Origin of the sequence: Listeria grayi DSM 20601 (genome assembly GCF_000148995.1) — a bacterium.
Lineage (GTDB): Bacteria > Bacillota > Bacilli > Lactobacillales > Listeriaceae > Listeria > Listeria grayi.
This window is the reverse complement of sequence record NZ_GL538352.1, coordinates 559,097-576,485: the sequence shown is the minus strand read 5'-3', so window position 1 is coordinate 576,485 and position 17,389 is coordinate 559,097. Positions and strand designations below refer to the sequence as shown.

Sequence of the window (17,389 nt, the reverse complement as noted above, 5' to 3'; positions counted from 1 at the left end):
AGAAAGCAGTCTAAGACCACTTCATTCATTATAACATAAATCAGCGTATTCTTTTAATTATTGGTCTGCTAGTTGTATTTCGCCATTCTTTTCTAACCGATTATCCTGCTTCACAGGAATGACGATCGCCTCGCCCGCTTTTACCTCGCCGTCTTGTAACTCGTTCTCATTCTCCACCCAACTGATAAACTGTGCTTTGTTCATGGAACTTTCATCGGCATACTTATCCGCAAGTGCCCATAAAGAATCCCCTTCTTTAATAGAGACTTTATTGTAATCTTTTGTATTCTCCCCTGCATACATAAAGAGTAATATCATACCAAATACCGTACAGATCGCTATGAAAATAATCGACATATAAAATTTATTCCAAAATGTTTTCAAAGTCATGAAAATCCCTCCACTAGAATATATGTTCGCTTTTTATTATTATAGAACGACTGTTCCCTTTTGTCAACAGAAAAATCGAACCTTTGTTTGCATATCGAACAGACATTTGCTATACTATGTTATAAGAAGAATACATATTAATGATGAGGTGAAAACATGAAACTATCCAAACGCCAACAGGATATATATGATTTTATAAAAGCACAAGTTAAAGCAAAAGGCTATCCGCCATCCGTTCGGGAAATCGGTGAAGCTGTTGGACTTGCCTCCAGTTCCACTGTCCATGGTCACTTAGAACGATTAGAAACCAAAGGCCTTATCCGCCGCGATCCTACGAAGCCAAGAGCGATCGAGATCCTTTCATTGGAAGATGAGATCGATATCCCAAGTACAGTTGCTGTGCCTATCATCGGGAAAGTTACAGCTGGTACTCCAATAACAGCGATCGAAAATGTCGAAGAGTACTTTCCTCTTCCTGAACACTTGACGAGTGGCGAAAGCAATGTTTTCATGTTGGAGATCGATGGTGAGAGTATGATGAAAGCGGGGATCTTAGACGGAGACCGCGTTATCGTTAGACAACAAAGCAATGCTAACAACGGCGAGATCGTTGTAGCAATGACCGAAGATAATGAAGCGACTTGCAAACGATTCTATAAAGAACAAGATCATTTCCGCCTACAACCCGAAAATGATGCTTTTGAACCGATCATTCTGCAACAAGTATCTATTTTAGGCAAAGTCATCGGGCTTTATCGAGATATCGTGTGACCGTATATTTTGAAACAAGACGACTGATCGCCAGAGATTATCAGCCGGAGGATTTGCCTGCGTTTACAGCAATGAATCAAGATGATGCTGTGATGCGCTACTTCCCGCACAAGTTGAACGCGGCAGAATCGAAAGTATTTATGGAAAAGCTCCAATTATTGCTGATGGCAAATAATTACGGGCTTTTTGCTTTAGAAGAAAAGCGATCGAGAGCATTTATTGGCTTTACTGGCTTTCATCTTGCTGATTTTGAAAGCAGCTTTACACCTGCTACCGAGATTGGTTGGCGACTTTGCGAGGAAAAGTGGCATCAAGGTTATGCAACAGAAGCAGCGAGAGGAGCGCTTGATTATGCAGCAGCGAAAACTGCTCTCCAAGAGGCCATCAGTTTCACTGCAAAAGCAAATCTCCCTTCTCAAAAAGTCATGCAGAGGATCGGGATGACTTTTGCAGGAGCGTTTATACATCCGCGGGTAGCTCACGATTCTCCTCTTGCTGATCACGTTTTATATCATCTAAATATCAAAATAAAAAAACGCCCCAGAGTGACTGGAGCGTTTTTTTATTAATAGATTTCTAAGTATTGATCTCTTTCCCACGGATGAACTGCAGTACGGAACATGTCGCATTCGATTACTTTTGCTTCGATAAAGTGTTCGTAAATATGTTCTCCTAGTGCTTCTTTAATGATCTCATCTTTCGAAAGCTCTTTCAGCGCGTGGCCTAAGCTTTCTGGAAGATCATAGATTCCGTGTTTGTGGCGTTCTTCTTCGTTCATACCATAGATATTGCGATCCACTGGTGCTGGCGGCTCTAATTCGTTCTTGATCCCGTCCAAGCCAGCTTGCAATAATGCAGCCATTGCTAAGTAAGGATTGGCAGATGGATCAACGCTTCGTAATTCTAGGCGTGTGCTTAACCCTCTTGAACTTGGTACACGGATCAATGGACTGCGGTTTTTACCGGACCATGCAATATAACATGGCGCTTCGTAACCTGGTACCAAACGTTTATATGAGTTAATTGTTGGATTTGTGATTGCTGTGTAGTTAGGCGCGTGTTTGATCATTCCTGCTAGGAAGTGATACGCATCTTTGCTCAATTGCAATTCACCGGATTCATCGAAAAATGCGTTGCCTTCTTTATTAAAGAGCGACATATTGAAGTGCATTCCGGAACCATTTACACCGAACAATGGTTTTGGCATAAATGTCGCGTGTAGACCATGCTTACGAGCAATTGTTTTTACAACTAATTTGAATGTTTGGATATTGTCACATGCCGTTACAGCATCTTCGTATTTAAAATCGATCTCATGTTGTCCTGGTGCTACTTCATGATGACTCGCTTCGATCTCAAAGCCCATTTCTTCTAATTCAAGTACGATGTCGCGTCGACAGTTTTCCCCTAAATCAGTCGGTGCTAAGTCGAAATAACCACCGCTATCGTTCAGCTCTAATGTTGGTTTGCGGTTTTCGTCTAGTTTGAAAAGGAAGAACTCCGGTTCAGGTCCTAAGTTGAAATCTGTAAAGCCAAGTGATTCCATTTCTGTAAGTACACGTTTCAGGTTGGCGCGAGGATCGCCATCAAATGGAGTCATATCCGGGTTGTAAATATCGCAGATCATCCGCGCAACTTTTCCTTTTTCGGCTGTCCATGGGAACACTACCCATGTATCCAAGTCAGGGAATAAGTACATATCCGATTCTTCAATTCTTACAAAACCTTCGATGGAGGAACCATCAAACATGATTTTGTTATCCAGCGCTTTTTCTAATTGGCTGATCGGAATCTCTACGTTTTTGATGATACCTAGGATATCCGTGAATTGTAAGCGAATGAATTTTACGTTCTGTTCCTCTGCGAAGCGGAAAATATCTTCTTTCGTATATTGTGCCATTTTCTAAATCCTCCCAAAATTCAAATTATATTAACTTTAAAAAAGTAAATATCGATTAAAAATGCGGTAGCTGCCGCTTGCCTGAATCATCTTGTTTGATAAAACGTCCTGCTTGCTGCATTTCTCGGCGCAATATCTTGCGCACGTCTTCGTCAGTCAATGGTGATTTATCATCGGTGTGTTGCATTTGATACATTTTCTTGATTCCTGCAATATTCAAGCCATCGTTCAAGTAATCTTTGATCTCAAGTAAAGTGTCAATGTCTTGTAAGGAGTAGAGGCGATGGTTTCCTTGATTTCTTGCAGGGTGAATCAAATCTTGATCTTCATAATAACGTATTTGCCTTGCAGTTAAATCCGTTAATTTCATTACTGGACCAATTGGAAAAAGCGGCATCGATCTCCGAATTTCTTTTTCACTCATCCTATTCCCTCCAACCACTTTTATATGTCATCTTTATATGCATTATAAATAACGTTAGTTCTTTTGTCAAATTTATGTAAGATAATCTAACATAAATGAAATGCATTGATAGACAACAGGTTAGTGGATATAAGAAAAAAGTTTATCTAAAAAGATAAACTTTTTTTATAAAATCGATGTGACGGCGCGTGTTACTGCGACTTTTACATGTTCATATGTCAAACCGCCTTGAATGTAGAGCTGATAAGGTGCTCTTATTGGTCCATCCGCAGTCAGTTCTAGACTTGCACCTTGAATAAATGTGCCTGCTGCCATGATGACATCGTCCTGGTAGCCAGGCATGTAAGCGGGTTCAGGTCTGACATAAGCATTCACGGGAGAGGCCTGCTGGATGGCTTCTGCAAAACGGATCATTTTTGTTTTGTCATGGAAGGAAACACTTTGGATCAGATCGGTGCGCGGTGCATCCCAGCTTGGTTCGACATCAACACCGTAACCTGCAAGCATTCCAGCAGTGAAACGTGCGCCTTTTACCGCTTGAGCTGTCACATGCGGGGCAAGAAAGAAACCTTGATACATCTCTAATAAACTGTACAGACTTGCTCCTGCTTCTTTTCCGATTCCGGGGGTAGTGAGTCGATAGCTACAAAGCTCGATCAAATCTTTTTTCCCAGCTATATAACCACCGATTTTAGCGAGACCGCCACCGGGATTCTTGATCAGCGAACCGGCAATCAGATCCGCACCAACATCTGTCGGTTCCTGCAGTTCCACAAATTCACCATAGCAGTTATCTACAAATATGATCAGCTCTGGATTGATCGTCCGCAACATTTGGATCATTTCTGCTATTTTTGCAATTGAAAAAGAGCGGCGATCTGCATATCCTTTTGAGCGCTGGATACCGATCATTTTTGTTTTCGTTGTGATCGCAGCTTTTACCGCATCGACATCTACTTCTTTTTCTTCTGTAAGTGGTATCGCTTGGAACCCGATCTGGAATTCTTTCAGCGATCCTTTGCCACTTCCTTTTATCCCAACGATTTCTTCTAGCGTATCGTAGGGCGAACCTGTGATATAGATCAATTCATCGCCCGGACGTAACACGCCGAACAATGCAGTAGAGATCGCATGTGTCCCTGAGATGATCTGCGGGCGCACCAAAGCATCTTCCGTGTGAAAAACATCTGCATAGACACGTTCTAGCGTATCTCTGCCTTCATCGTCATAGCCATACCCTGTCGACGGATTGAAGTGCTGATCACTGACATGATTTTTTTGAAAACTATCCAGTACTTTAGCTTGGTTGATCTCCGCGATCTTATCCGTTTCTTTTTGCAGCGGTTCGATTTGTTTTTCAACATTGCTTTTCAGCGTTTGAATATCCATTCGTCGTACCTCTCTCTATGTATTTCTAAATAAAACAGTATCTCCTCTATCAGAGATACTGCTCACTTTTTTTGTTTTATTCCGTAACGAGCGTAACATTTTTTTGTGGTGAAAAGGTAGAGATAGCGTGCTTAAATACTAATTGCTGTTTTCCTTCTACATCAAGCAAAACAGTGAAATTGTCAAAGCTTGTTACTCTTCCGCGTAGTTGAAAGCCGTTAGTTAGAAAAACAGTAACCGGGATTTTTTCTTTCCTAAGTTGATTTAAAAAATTATCTTGTAATGCTTGTCCACCTTGTTTCATGTTATATCTCTCCTATCTCTCTCTTACTCTTTAAAGTCGTACTGATTTCCAATACCCTTCTGGGTCGAAATAAAACCGATATCCGCTTTTATTTCTTTAAAAAGTCAGTAATCAATTGTTCTGCCGTATTGTTTAGCATTTGGCTGTCGGCCTCTAGCCAGTGAATATCCATACGATTGCGAAACCACGTCAACTGCCGTTTGGCGAAACGACGTGAATTCTGCTTGATCTGGTCGGTTGCTGCCTCTAGACTAGTATCCCCTTCAAAGAAAGCGAATAGTTCTTTATAGCCAATTCCTTTCATTGCCGGAAGATTTTTATCCAAGCCTTGTTCATATAGGTTTCTTGCTTCTTCGACAAGTCCTGCTTGCAGCATGAGCTCGACACGCGCATTGATTCTCGTGTAAAGCTGTTCCCGTGGAAGGTCAAGACCAATGTATAGCGGCCGAAAATCAGCCACCGGCTCTTTATGCGTGTGCATCGCTGAAAAAGGCTTGTTCGTAGCTTTGATGACTTCTAAAGCACGAATCACACGCTGCTTGTTGTTGGCATGGATACGTTCTGCACTCAAACTATCTAACGCTTTCAACTGTTCCCACAAAACATCGTTATCTAGTTTTTCCAATTCTTTTCGATATGTACGATCCTCAGCAATCGTGCCAAAGTTGTAATCGTAAAATACGGATTGGATATATAATCCGGTTCCGCCGACGATAATAGGTAAATTGGCTCGGCCTGCGATCTGGTGGATATATTGCTTCGTCGCCTTTTGAAATTTCGCTGCTGTAAATGGCGTTTGCGGCTCGACCTCATCGATCAGATAATGGGGAATCGTGTGCATTTCTTCAGTGGTCACTTTGGCTGTACCGATGTCAAGACCCTTGTAGACTTGCATGGAATCGCCGCTGATAATCTCACCGCTGAATTTCTCAGCTACAGCGATGCTTAACGCTGTTTTGCCTACAGCAGTCGGACCTACAATGACGATTACAGGAATAGCACTCAAACAAAAACCTCCTTACATCTGATACAAATGTATCACGAATTGACATTATTGAAAATAGTTTCTTATAAAATTTATTTTTCAAAGAAAACCCCCGCGTTTTCTTGCGAAACGCAGGGGTTTTTAGATGATTTACTTACGGTCATGCCAGTCAGCTGGTTCTACAGCATCTTGGATTTCTTTTTCCAGGTCTTCTTCGTATGCTTGACGGCGCTCTTCTTCCCAGTGGAAGACTCTATTCATTTCTTCGACCACTGCTTTTTTGTGTTCTTGCAAATAGTCGATATCGAATAATAGATAACCGGTTCTTCTGAAGAGGAAATCGACCGGGGTCTGCACTGCTTCATGATAAATGCTGTAATGAAGCTCCGCATATAAACTATTTGGTAGCGGATTTTCTGGATCTTCCTTATGCGCTTCCGCATAGGTGAAGAGTTGATCGATATTTGTGCCATATCGTTTTGCCAATTCGCGTGCTTTCTCGAGCGTCCAACCGAAACGATTGTTTCCTTCTTGCGCTTTTTTAGCAAGGAAGTTTTCTAAGTTCTTCGAGCCACCGATATCCCCACCGGAGATCGGCAAATGTTTGGTCTGTACGTTTTTATATTTGGTCTTGGTTTCTTTTTCGATTCCTTTGGTGATATCATCCAATAGTTTTTCCGCCATTTTGCGGTACCCGGTCAGCTTACCGCCAGCCATCGTGATCAAACCGCTTTCGGAAAACCAAACTTCATCTTTTCGCGAAATCTCGGAAGGATCTTTTCCTTCTTCATAAATCAGCGGTCTTACTCCAGCCCAGCTTGATTCAATATCTTTCTCCGTTATCTTCACATCTGGGAACATGTAATTGATCGCTTTGATAACATAATTATGATCGGATTCCAAAGCACGCGGATGGATGATTTCTTCTTCATAAAAAGTATCCGTCGTACCAACATACACTTTCTTATCACGTGGGATCGCGAATACCATTCGACCGTCCGGTGTATCAAAATAAACTGCTTGTTCCATCGGGAAGCGTTTTTTGTCGATAACTAAATGGATTCCCTTTGTTAAACGTAAGTGTTTATTGTTGCGGGTATGATCCATATTACGAATCTTGTCTACCCAAGGGCCACCTGCATTGATAACGCGGCGTCCATTGATTTCAAACGCTTTCCCAGTAACCTGATCCGTAGCAGTCACGCCAGAAACGTTGTGATCATCATCATATAATAGATTTTCTACTTTTACATAATTCAGGATCTCTGCGCCTAGCTCTACTGCCTTTTTGATAACTTCGATCGTCAATCTAGCATCATCTGTACGATATTCCACATAATAGCCGGAACCTTTTAAGCCGTCTTTTTTAACAAATGGATTTTTTGCCAATGTTTCTTTTGGGCTTAAAATTCTGCGGCGTTCGCTTTTTTTGACACCAGCCAAATGATCGTAAACGCGGATACCAAATGAAGCTGTGGTTTTACCCATATTGCCGCCTTTATGGAATGGCAACATCATCCACTCGGGAGTAGTGACATGTGGTCCATTTTCATAGACGATGGCCCGCTCTTTCCCTAATTCTGCTACTTCTTTTACTTGGAATTGCTGTAAATAACGCAATCCGCCGTGTACTAATTTGGTGGATTTGGAAGAGGTCCCGCTAGCAAAGTCTTTCATTTCTACTAACGCTACGGAAAGTCCCCGGGTAATGGCATCTAACGCGATTCCTGCGCCAGTGATCCCTCCGCCGATAACGACGATATCATATTTTTTCTCTTGCAGCTTGCGTGTGATCGTTTCACGGTCAAAACTAGAAAATAATTGCACCATTTAATGTTCCCCCTTGATATATACTAAATCGTCCATTCGATTACTCTCTTCTTTTCCACTTTTTGGTGAAAACGAAACAAAAGAAAAAGAGACTGCAAAATAAGCGTGCGCACGCTTTTTGCAGTCTCTCCAAATCTCGGACAATTTATTAACTTATTTTTAGTATAGCGTATTCTTTTCAAAAAGAAAAGCAGCTTGCTTATTGATCGGCTAATTTCGCCTGTATCTCTTTCGCACGTGCCGGGTAGTCGGTGATGATACCGTCTGCACCGCTTAAAAGAAATTTCCGGATGTCCGCTTCTTTATTCACTGTCCAATAGCGGACCTTTAAACCTGCTAGCAATGGATCGCCTAAAGTCCGTTTATCAGGATGGATGGCTTGAATCTCGATCGATTGCTGAATCTCAGCTAGTGTCTTCAGATCCCGTCCTGTTATCAATGCCAGGTCCGCAACTGGATTTAATGTTCGAACTCGTTTTAGTGTTTCCGGATTAAACGAGGAAAATAAGAACTTTGTTTTTCCGCCTTGTGCGTTGCAAAGATCCAACACGATCTTTTCAATACCCGGGTAATCAAATTCATCTGTCTTTAATTCAATGTTTAGCAGGATCGGTGTTTCTTTCAATGCGTCCAATACTTCTTGGAACGACGGGATCTTCATTGGCAACATTGCTCTCCAGCCGGATCGTTTGATATGTAGTTTTTTGATTTCTTCATATGTGAAAGAACGAATCAAACCCTTGCCATTTGTCATGCGGTTAACGTCTTTATCGTGCATCACGATCGGAATATTATCTTTGGTAAGTTGCAAGTCTATTTCGATCGAGTCGGCACCAGCTTTTACTGCTTCTTTGATCGCTGCGAGTGTGTTTTCTGGATGTGTTCCGCTGCTTCCTCGATGAGCCATGATCATTGTCATTGTCATTCCCTCCATTTCGCTTCTGTTTTTATTATAACTGATTCAGAAAGATTTTTTAAATATCTACCTTTCTCGCTTACAACATTGTGCCAATATGGTATTATAGACAGATAGAACAAGACATATAGACAGAATGTTTTAGGAGATGTTATTTTGAAAAGAACTACTCGCTACAGTAGGAAATATGTTCCGAGTATGGATGGTCTTCGTGCGCTCGCAGTTTTAGTTGTTATTTTTTATCATTTACAATTTAATTGGGCCAAAGGCGGATTTATCGGCGTGGATATCTTTTTCGTATTATCCGGCTACCTTATCACCAATCTATTACTTACTGAATGGGACAATACCCAAAAAATCGATTTGAAATCTTTCTGGATCAGACGTGCTAGACGTTTGATACCAGCCGTATATACTATGATCATTATTGTGGTCGTTTTAGCAACGTTGTTTGCTAGGCCATTACTTGCAAGCTTGCATGGGGACGCCATTGCTTCTTTCTTTTACAGTAGCAATTGGTGGTTTATTTTCCACCATGTTTCTTACTTTGATAGTTTTGGTACACCATCGCTTTTGAAAAATCTTTGGTCGCTGGCGATCGAAGAGCAGTTTTATGTTTTTTGGCCGCTCTTTTTATTGATCTTTCTAAAATGGGTAAAGAATCCCAAATTGCTGCTTCAAATCATTGCTGGCCTGAGTTTGTTTTCTGTTATTTTAATGGGCGTTTTGTATTCGCCAGGCGCAGATCCAAGCCGTGTCTATTATGGAACAGATACCCGGGCTTTTGACCTGCTGATCGGATGCGGGCTAGCATTTATCTGGCCATTCAAACAGCTCAGCCCAACAATTCCAAAACAAAGTAAACTCGTTTTGAATATAGCTGGATCGATGAGTTTGCTATTCTTTGGTCTCTTCACTTTCTTCATCAGTGAATATCAGCCATTCTTATACCGCGGCGGATTGTTTCTCGTGGCATTGATCGGCGGAGTAATGATCGCGACCATCTCGCATCCTGCCAGTTTCTTAGCGTCGATTTTCAGTTTTTCACCGCTTCGTTATATCGGAAAACGCTCCTATGGTCTTTATTTATGGCATTATCCCATTATTACGCTTACGACCCCGGTTTTAGAAATCGGTCAGCCAAATATCGGCCGAGCTTGCTTGCAGATTTTACTTACTTTCGTTGTTGCCGAACTTTCCTATCGCTTCCTTGAAATGCCGATTCGGAAAGTTGGTTTTATTGCTTACTTTAAAGGGTTTAAAAATGTCCGCTATTTTACCTATCAGGACAAACCAGTAGGCAAATGGCTCGCGATTTCAGGCGTATCGCTTTTTAGTCTGTTTTTCCTGCTTGGAATGACAAATTTGTTTGTTCCGCATTCAGAGGCAACTAATCAAACCACGCATGTAAAAGTGACTTCTAAATCTCCTGATACGAAAGCAAAGAAAAAAGAAGATCCACCAGCGAAAAAAGCTAAGAAAGCCAAGAAAAATGTGCCTGCAAAAACTGGCAAAGCGGATCCTGTGAAGAAGTCGGGAACTATTCCTTACGCGCAAACATTGGCGATCGGTGATTCGATCATGATCGATATTGAATCCGACTTGAAGGATGCTGTTCCAAATGTTACGATCGACGGCTTAGTAGGAAGACAGCTTCGGGACACGATCCCGCTGGCGAACAGTTATCAGAAATTCAATAATTCTAGCAGTGCGGTCATTCTTGAACTAGGGACAAATGGCCCCTTCACTGAAGACCAGCTGGATAAGTTGTTAAGCCGCTTCAATAGAGCACATATTTACCTTATTAATACTCGAGTGCCGCGGAACTGGGAATCGGAAGTGAATCAATATATTGAAAAAGCTGCTTCCAAAGATAATGTCACGGTCATAGATTGGCACAAACAATCTTTAGACAATAACCATTACTTCGCCAAAGACGGTGTGCATCTGACCGGTCGTGGCTCCCAGACATATGTCGATCTTTTGACCAACAAAATGAAAAAATAAAAGAAGCGTTACTCATTATCTGAGTAACGCTTCTTTTTATTCTGCAAATACGTTTTTCCATTCTGCTTTTTTGTCTAAGAACTCTTTGGCTAATGCTTGGGCGCCGCTTAAACTATGGCTTGCTGCCCAACCACATTGTACTTCGTTGCAAGCTGGAACTTCAGTTGCTTGTAAGATGTCTTTCAGTGTAGCTTCTAAAATACGTAAGACATCATCAAAATCTGTATGGTTGATCACGGATAAATAAAAACCAGTTTGGCAGCCCATTGGACTGATGTCGACAATTTTGTCTGTATGGTTACGGGAAAGTTCCGCCATCAAATGTTCTAAGGAATGAAGCGCGGGCATTTCCATGTGTTCTTTGTTCGGTTGCTTGAATCTAAGGTCGTATTTATAAATCTCATCGCCGTGGTAGCCTGTTTTTGTTCCTGCTAAGCGAACGTAAGGAGCGGCCACTTTTGTGTGATCTAAGTTGAAGCTTTCGACGTTCATTTTTTCCGTCATTTTTCTTCACCTTTCCCTTCTTCTTCTTTGATTTCTGGGATTTCTGTCCAAACTTCGATCGGTGTTCCCTCTAAGGTTTCATCAAGGATGAACGAGCCATTGGAATAGCGATCGGTGGTACGGAGATTTTCCACCTGGATTTCGACAGTCTGTTCTTTGTTCGTGAGTACCATCAGGCGATCGTCTTTATCAGCTAAACGGATATCGATAAAGCGGTGCGGGTTTGCTTTCAATTCGCGTAGCATCAGCAAGCCGCGTTTCGCTCTCGAGATCGCCTCAAATTCAGATGCCTTCATTTTCTTCATCGAACCTCGTTGCGTTGTCAAAATGATACCGCGATTTTCTTCACTTTGCAACAATACGCCACCGACAACTTCATCGGTTTCTTTTAGATTGATGGCTTTTACGCCGGCCGTTCTTGTACCTGATTCTGGTATTTCAGTGATTGGATAGCGAAGACCGTAGCCATTACGAGTCGCAATGAAAATATCTTCACTGCCATCTGCAACTGCCACATTTAACAGCTTGTCATCAGCCTTCAATTTGATCGCCATCATCGCTTTTGAATAACGCTGCGGCCGGTAGTTGGCGATCAGCGAGACTTTTGTCATTCCTGCTTGCGTCAGAAAGACTAATTTTTGGGTTTCATTCGCTTTAGATAATGGCAACGCTTGAATCACTTCTTCGCCGCTGCCCATTTCTGTGACGATATGGCTGACGTGATCACCGAGATTTTTCCAGCGGATATCGGGTAGCTCATGGACTGGCCGATAAATAAAATTACCGTGGCTGGTAAATAAGAGCAGTGCGTCCATAGTATTCATCTTCTCGATAAAGATCGCATGGTCGGTCTCTTTCATTGCTAGTTCGTCGCCTTTTGAAGCGGTATAGGATCGGTAAGAAGTGCGTTTGACATAGCCTTCTTTTGTTACAGAAACAATAACGTCTTCGCTTGCTACTAACACTTCTTTATCAATAACGATTTCTGCGATCTCGTTTTCAATTGCAGTGAGTCGCGGTGTTTTATAGTTTTTCTTGATCTCTGTAAGTTCAGCTTTTAATGTCTTTACCAATTCGCCTTCATCACCGAGGATCTTTTCTAGAGCATCTATTTGTGCCGCTAATTCGGCTGCTTCCTTATTCAAGTCATGGATGTCTGTATTGGTCAAGCGATATAATTGCAGGGAAACGATTGCTTCTGCTTGACGCTCGCTGAATTGATAGGTTTGCTGCAAATTAAGTTTCGCATCGCGTTTGTCTTTCGACCCGCGAATCAATTGAATCACTTCATCCAGTATCGATAATGCTTTGATCAGACCTTCAATGATATGCTGTCTTGCTTTTGCTTTCTTGATATCATATTCTGATCGTTTCGTAATAATTTCTTTTTGATGACTGATATAAGCATCTAGCATGGCGATAATGCCCATCAGTTCTGGTCGCTTATTGTGGATAGCGACCATATTGAAATTATAGCTGATTTGTAAGTCCGTATTTTTGAAAAGATAGTTCAAAACACCTTCACTGTTGGCGTCTTTCTTTAATTCCACCGCGATCCGTAGCCCTGTGCGATCCGTTTCGTCACGGACTTCGGAAATCCCTTCGATCCGTTTTTCGATTCGTAGTTCGTCGATTCGTTTTACAAGATTAGCCTTATTGACTTCATATGGGATCTCATGGATCGTGATCTGCTTGCGACCACCGCGCAGGTCTTCTACTTCCGTCTTAGAGCGGACGATAATGCGCCCTTTTCCTGTTTCGTATGCTTTACGGATACCATCGATCCCCTGGATGATACCTCCAGTTGGGAAATCCGGGCCTTTCACGATTTTCATAATATCTGCTAAGGAGCAGTCGGGTTTATCCAATCTCTTGATCACTGCTTCGATGATCTCAGTGAGATTGTGAGGCGGAATATCGGTTGCATAACCCGCGGAGATCCCGGTAGAACCATTAACTAGCAGATTCGGGAATCTTGCTGGCAGTACAGTTGGCTCACTCGACGTATCATCAAAGTTTGGTATAAAATCTACGGTTTCTTTTTCAATGTCGCGTAGCAATTCAGCGGCGATCTTGGAGAGCCGGGCTTCCGTATAACGCATTGCTGCGGGCGGATCACCATCAACACTCCCATTGTTACCGTGCATTTCGATTAGGCTGTTGCGGACTTTAAAATCTTGGCTCATCCGCACCATTGCTTCGTATACAGAAGAGTCGCCATGCGGGTGATAGTTCCCGATAACATTCCCTACTGTTTTAGCAGATTTTCGAAAACCCTTTTCAGAGGTGTTGCCTTCTACATTCATAGCGAACAAGATTCGTCTTTGAACGGGTTTCAATCCATCGCGAACGTCTGGAAGCGCACGTTCTTGGATAATATATTTACTGTAACGGCCGAAACGGTCTCCCATTACTTCTTCCAGTGCTAAATCTTGGATATGCTGTTCTGGTAAACTCATTCGTCAGTCGCCTCCTCAATCATCATGTTTTCATTTTCGAGGATGTTTTGATCATCTTCCATGGTAAATTCGACATGTTTTTCGATCCACTTGCGACGTGGCTCTACTTTGTCGCCCATGAGTGTCGCCACTCTTCGCTCTGCCCTTGCAATATCATCGATCCGAACTCTTATCAGCGTGCGTGTTTCCGGGTCCATGGTTGTTTCCCATAATTGATCGGCATTCATTTCACCAAGCCCTTTATAGCGCTGGATCATGTAACCCTTACCGATCTTGCTGATGGCACCTTCTAATTCATCATCTGTCCAAGCGTATTCAAGCACTTCTTTTTTGCCCGCACCTTTGCTGACTTTATAAAGCGGCGGCAAGGCAATAAAAATTTTGCCGGCTTCGATAAGTGGCGTCATATAACGATAGAAAAATGTCAATAGTAATACTTGGATATGCGCACCATCGGTATCGGCATCGGTCATGATCACGATTTTGTCATAGTTGCAGTCTTCTAAATTAAATTCTGCACCGACACCTGCGCCGACTGTATGGATGATCGTGCTGATCTCCTCATTTTTTAAGATATCCGGTAATTTGGCTTTTTCCGTGTTGATAACTTTTCCGCGCAGTGGCAGGATAGCTTGAAAGCGTCTATCTCGTCCTTGTTTAGCAGATCCACCGGCGGAGTCCCCTTCGACAAGATATAATTCATTTTTATTCGGATTCCGTGATTGTGCCGGCGTTAATTTCCCTGACAGAATCGTTTCCGAGCGTTTGCGTTTTTTGCCGTTACGGGTTTCTTCCCGTGCCTTACGAGCTGCCTCTCGCGCTTCTCGCGCTTTGATTGCTTTTTTGACAAGTAATGAGCTTGTATCTGGATTTTCTGCTAAAAAGTACGCCAGGTGCTCTGTCACGACTGCATCAACAGCTGCTCGTGCTTCTGCCGTTCCCAGTTTTTCTTTGGTTTGTCCTTCAAATTGAAGCAAGTTCTCAGGCACACGAATAGAAAGCACAGCTGATAACCCTTCGCGGATATCGCTTCCTTCTAAGTTTTTATCTTTTTCTTTTAGCATACCGACGCGGCGTGCATAATCGTTGAACACACGTGTCATGGCTGCTTTCATACCGGATTCATGCGTTCCAGCTCCTCTGGTACGAACGTTATTTACGAAACTTAAAATATTCTCGGAATAACCGTCATTGAATTGGAAAGCAAGTTCCATCTCGATCGAGCCGCTTTCCCCATCAATATCAACAACTGGGTGAAGGACATCTTTTCCTTCATTGATATATTCCACAAAGTTTTTGACGCCTTCTTCAAATTGAAAAATTTCTTCAGCGCCAGTGCGTTCATCGCTAAGTTCGATCGCCATTCCTTTTAGAAGAAAAGCAGATTCACGTAAACGCTCAGAAAGTGTATCATAATTGAACGAAGTCATGGGGAAAATCGCTGGATCTGGCTTGAAGTGTATCTTGGTTCCTCTCCGCTTCGTTTTTCCGATTTTCTTTAATTTATCGACAGGCTTCCCGCCATCGGCAAAATTTTGTTCATAGATGGCACCATCGCGATAAACAGTGACTTTTAGCCATTCCGACAATGCATTTACTACGGAAGATCCGACACCATGAAGCCCGCCACTTGTTTTATAACCGCCTTCTTGACCGAATTTCCCTCCGGCATGCAAGACCGTCAAAATAACTTCTACCGTTGATTTTCCAGTTTTATGGGTACCTACTGGCATCCCGCGTCCTTCGTCTTCTATACTGATACTTTGATCTTTATATATTTTCACAGTGATTCTTTCCCCGAAGCCAGCGAGCGCTTCGTCCACAGAATTATCCACGATTTCATAAACCAAGTGGTGTAGACCGCGCACATCTGTCGATCCAATGTACATTGCCGGTCTTTTGCGAACTGCGTCAAGACCTTCCAGTACCTGAATGGAGTCATCATTATATTCATTCATAGGTTTGCTCATACTTCATTCTTTCTCCTCTCACTGAGATGTGTCTGCTCTCATCAGCTACCTTATCAGAATAGCACTATCCTTTAAAATAATAAAGGGCTATATGTAAAGAACATGTATTCTCATATTATACTAAATCACTCTGCTTCCGCAACTTTTTCTTCAATAACCGTCACTTTTGAGTGCGGTTTCGATAAAGTAGTAGCTGTTCTAATAAAATACCGATCATGCTACCGACGATCAAGCCGTTATTGAGGAGTGCTATCAAAGCAGCTGGTAGCTGGCTAGTTGCAGATGGAGGTAAAAACATGATCCCAACGCCTGTCATCAGCGAGATCCCGATAATCAAATAAGTATCGTTTTCCAGCCGAATAATATTTTTTAATTCTTTTAACGCCATTACGACCATATTTGAAAATAGGACGAACACAACTGCATATCCAACTGGCGCAGGAATAGCCGCCATTACGTGCATCAGTGGTGGGAAAAATGTGATCACTGTCGTAAGTACACAACCGATCAAAAAAGCCAATCTGCTTTTTTCCCCAGTTTGCGCGACAAAGCCTGCCGCACCGCTGATCGGTACAGAACCAATTGCGCCGAATCCTCCGCCTAGTAGCTGATTAAACCCTGATACAAAGCCACTGCGACGATAACGCGAAGAGTCTTCTGTACCGCTTGGGTTGACGATCGTTTCCATAAGCCGAATGGAAGCGACAAGGTTTGTGATCAGCAAGAAGGTCAAGAAAAACGCGGTCGTTATCCCGCCTAAGTCAAATAACGGTGCGCCGAACGGAAATAATTCTGGTAGCGCAAACCAACTGCTAGTATGTGCTACTGCTGGTGCTTGACGGAAAACAATAAACAATAACCAGCCTATCAATAAAGAAAAAACGACAGAATATTGACGTACCCATAAAATTCTTGTTTTACCAAAGAAAAAGGATAGACAAACGACAACTAGGCTGAGCAATGCTGTCTTGACATTAATCGTGCCATTTTCTCCTGTTATCCCAAACATCCCTTTGATAAACGAACCACTTAGCTGCAATACGAGCAGCATCAAGTAAATAAATGTCACAGTCGGAGTAAATAATTTAGCCAATTTTTCGATGAACCCAAAAAAAGAGAGGATGATGAAGAATCCTCCGCTCACGATCATTGCGCCAGATAAAGCCTGTAGAGCGGCAATATTGGTGCTATAAAGCACCCCGATAAACCCTGTATAAACGGTAAAGACGCTCCACCATAATCCTGCTGGTCCTTCGTGGATAGGAAGTTTATGACCGATAATAATTTGTAAGATACCTGCGATCCCTAATACAAAAATAGTTCGCGCCAGAAGTCCTGACGTTTCCGTGGTGGTTAAATGATACTGATTGGCGATTGAAATCGGTGCTACAATTGCCGCTGCGATCATAAAAATCATCCACTGGATTCCCGCAATTCCTTTTTTCATACTTTCCCAACTTTCCTCTGTATTCTCAATAAAACATTTTAGCGCTATCCTGCTTTGTTGTAAAGCGCTCATTTCTTGACATTTCCGACACAA

The 17,389-nt window shown here is 42.3% G+C and carries 15 protein-coding genes; 3 read left to right on the top strand and 12 right to left on the bottom strand.

Annotated features, from left to right (window positions below):
• Positions 1–57 precede the first annotated feature (57 nt).
• Positions 58–390, bottom strand: a complete 333-nt coding sequence (gene yneA, locus HMPREF0556_RS03030; RefSeq protein WP_003755382.1) for a cell division suppressor protein YneA — start codon at positions 388–390, stop codon at positions 58–60.
• Between the two features lie 156 nt (positions 391–546).
• On the opposite strand from yneA, the gene lexA reads away from it, so the two are divergent.
• Entirely contained in the window at positions 547–1,161 is a 615-nt protein-coding gene (gene lexA, locus HMPREF0556_RS03025) for a transcriptional repressor LexA (protein ID WP_003755380.1), read from the top strand.
• Positions 1,158–1,730 (top strand): GNAT family N-acetyltransferase, encoded by a 573-nt coding sequence (locus HMPREF0556_RS03020; RefSeq protein WP_003755379.1) that lies wholly within the window; start codon positions 1,158–1,160, stop codon positions 1,728–1,730. Before lexA ends, HMPREF0556_RS03020 begins: the two co-directional genes overlap by 4 nt.
• Here HMPREF0556_RS03020 and glnA read toward each other — a convergent pair.
• From glnA to HMPREF0556_RS02985, 7 genes are all read right to left on the bottom strand, one after another.
• On the bottom strand, positions 1,727–3,061 hold the full coding sequence (glnA, locus tag HMPREF0556_RS03015; RefSeq protein WP_003755374.1) for a type I glutamate--ammonia ligase: 1,335 nt from the start codon (positions 3,059–3,061) through the stop codon (positions 1,727–1,729). The genes HMPREF0556_RS03020 and glnA overlap by 4 nt on opposite strands.
• Positions 3,062–3,116: 55 nt before the next feature.
• On the bottom strand, positions 3,117–3,485 hold the full coding sequence (locus HMPREF0556_RS03010) for a MerR family transcriptional regulator (protein WP_003755372.1): 369 nt from the start codon (positions 3,483–3,485) through the stop codon (positions 3,117–3,119).
• Positions 3,486–3,650: 165 nt separating this feature from the next.
• Positions 3,651–4,874 (bottom strand): methionine gamma-lyase family protein, encoded by a 1,224-nt coding sequence (locus HMPREF0556_RS03005; protein ID WP_003755370.1) that lies wholly within the window; start codon positions 4,872–4,874, stop codon positions 3,651–3,653.
• A gap of 76 nt (positions 4,875–4,950) precedes the next feature.
• Positions 4,951–5,178: an RNA chaperone Hfq gene (gene hfq, locus HMPREF0556_RS03000; RefSeq protein ID WP_003755367.1), complete on the bottom strand. Its 228-nt coding sequence runs from the start codon at positions 5,176–5,178 to the stop codon at positions 4,951–4,953.
• Positions 5,179–5,266: 88 nt separating this feature from the next.
• Positions 5,267–6,184, bottom strand: coding sequence for a tRNA (adenosine(37)-N6)-dimethylallyltransferase MiaA (miaA, locus tag HMPREF0556_RS02995; protein ID WP_003755366.1), 918 nt, complete (start codon positions 6,182–6,184; stop codon positions 5,267–5,269).
• A gap of 129 nt (positions 6,185–6,313) precedes the next feature.
• Positions 6,314–7,993: a glycerol-3-phosphate dehydrogenase/oxidase gene (locus tag HMPREF0556_RS02990; protein WP_003755364.1), complete on the bottom strand. Its 1,680-nt coding sequence runs from the start codon at positions 7,991–7,993 to the stop codon at positions 6,314–6,316.
• A gap of 199 nt (positions 7,994–8,192) precedes the next feature.
• Entirely contained in the window at positions 8,193–8,912 is a 720-nt protein-coding gene (locus HMPREF0556_RS02985; protein ID WP_040486421.1) for a glycerophosphodiester phosphodiesterase, read from the bottom strand.
• A gap of 153 nt (positions 8,913–9,065) precedes the next feature.
• Between HMPREF0556_RS02985 and HMPREF0556_RS02980 the strand changes: the two genes are divergently transcribed.
• Positions 9,066–10,916: an acyltransferase family protein gene (locus HMPREF0556_RS02980; protein WP_040486420.1), complete on the top strand. Its 1,851-nt coding sequence runs from the start codon at positions 9,066–9,068 to the stop codon at positions 10,914–10,916.
• Positions 10,917–10,952: 36 nt separating this feature from the next.
• On the opposite strand, the gene HMPREF0556_RS02975 is transcribed toward HMPREF0556_RS02980, so the two are convergent.
• From HMPREF0556_RS02975 to HMPREF0556_RS02960, 4 genes are all read right to left on the bottom strand, one after another.
• The gene (locus HMPREF0556_RS02975) at positions 10,953–11,420 is read right to left on the bottom strand and encodes an S-ribosylhomocysteine lyase (protein WP_003755359.1); all 468 of its coding nucleotides are present in this window, start codon (positions 11,418–11,420) and stop codon (positions 10,953–10,955) included.
• Positions 11,417–13,879, bottom strand: coding sequence for a DNA topoisomerase IV subunit A (gene parC / locus HMPREF0556_RS02970; protein ID WP_003755356.1), 2,463 nt, complete (start codon positions 13,877–13,879; stop codon positions 11,417–11,419). Before parC ends, HMPREF0556_RS02975 begins: the two co-directional genes overlap by 4 nt.
• Entirely contained in the window at positions 13,876–15,837 is a 1,962-nt protein-coding gene (gene parE, locus HMPREF0556_RS02965; RefSeq protein WP_126320688.1) for a DNA topoisomerase IV subunit B, read from the bottom strand. Before parE ends, parC begins: the two co-directional genes overlap by 4 nt.
• Positions 15,838–16,009: 172 nt before the next feature.
• Positions 16,010–17,296 carry a purine/pyrimidine permease gene (locus HMPREF0556_RS02960; protein ID WP_003755353.1) on the bottom strand — a complete coding sequence of 429 codons (1,287 nt, stop codon included), beginning with the start codon at positions 17,294–17,296 and terminating at the stop codon, positions 16,010–16,012.
• Positions 17,297–17,389: the final 93 nt, after the last annotated feature.

What these genes read in the sequence shown, in the direction of transcription:
- yneA (WP_003755382.1), bottom strand. Translation starts at nt 390, where the DNA reads ATGACTTTGAAAACATTTTGGAATAAATTTTATATGTCGATTATTTTC.
- lexA (WP_003755380.1), top strand. Translation starts at nt 547, where the DNA reads ATGAAACTATCCAAACGCCAACAGGATATATATGATTTTATAAAAGCA.
- glnA (WP_003755374.1), bottom strand. Translation starts at nt 3,061, where the DNA reads ATGGCACAATATACGAAAGAAGATATTTTCCGCTTCGCAGAGGAACAG.
- HMPREF0556_RS03010 (WP_003755372.1), bottom strand. Translation starts at nt 3,485, where the DNA reads ATGAGTGAAAAAGAAATTCGGAGATCGATGCCGCTTTTTCCAATTGGT.
- HMPREF0556_RS03005 (WP_003755370.1), bottom strand. Translation starts at nt 4,874, where the DNA reads ATGGATATTCAAACGCTGAAAAGCAATGTTGAAAAACAAATCGAACCG.
- hfq (WP_003755367.1), bottom strand. Translation starts at nt 5,178, where the DNA reads ATGAAACAAGGTGGACAAGCATTACAAGATAATTTTTTAAATCAACTT.
- HMPREF0556_RS02990 (WP_003755364.1), bottom strand. Translation starts at nt 7,993, where the DNA reads ATGGTGCAATTATTTTCTAGTTTTGACCGTGAAACGATCACACGCAAG.
- HMPREF0556_RS02985 (WP_040486421.1), bottom strand. Translation starts at nt 8,912, where the DNA reads ATGACAATGATCATGGCTCATCGAGGAAGCAGCGGAACACATCCAGAA.
- HMPREF0556_RS02975 (WP_003755359.1), bottom strand. Translation starts at nt 11,420, where the DNA reads ATGACGGAAAAAATGAACGTCGAAAGCTTCAACTTAGATCACACAAAA.
- parC (WP_003755356.1), bottom strand. Translation starts at nt 13,879, where the DNA reads ATGAGTTTACCAGAACAGCATATCCAAGATTTAGCACTGGAAGAAGTA.
- parE (WP_126320688.1), bottom strand. Translation starts at nt 15,837, where the DNA reads ATGAATGAATATAATGATGACTCCATTCAGGTACTGGAAGGTCTTGAC.
- HMPREF0556_RS02960 (WP_003755353.1), bottom strand. Translation starts at nt 17,296, where the DNA reads ATGAAAAAAGGAATTGCGGGAATCCAGTGGATGATTTTTATGATCGCA.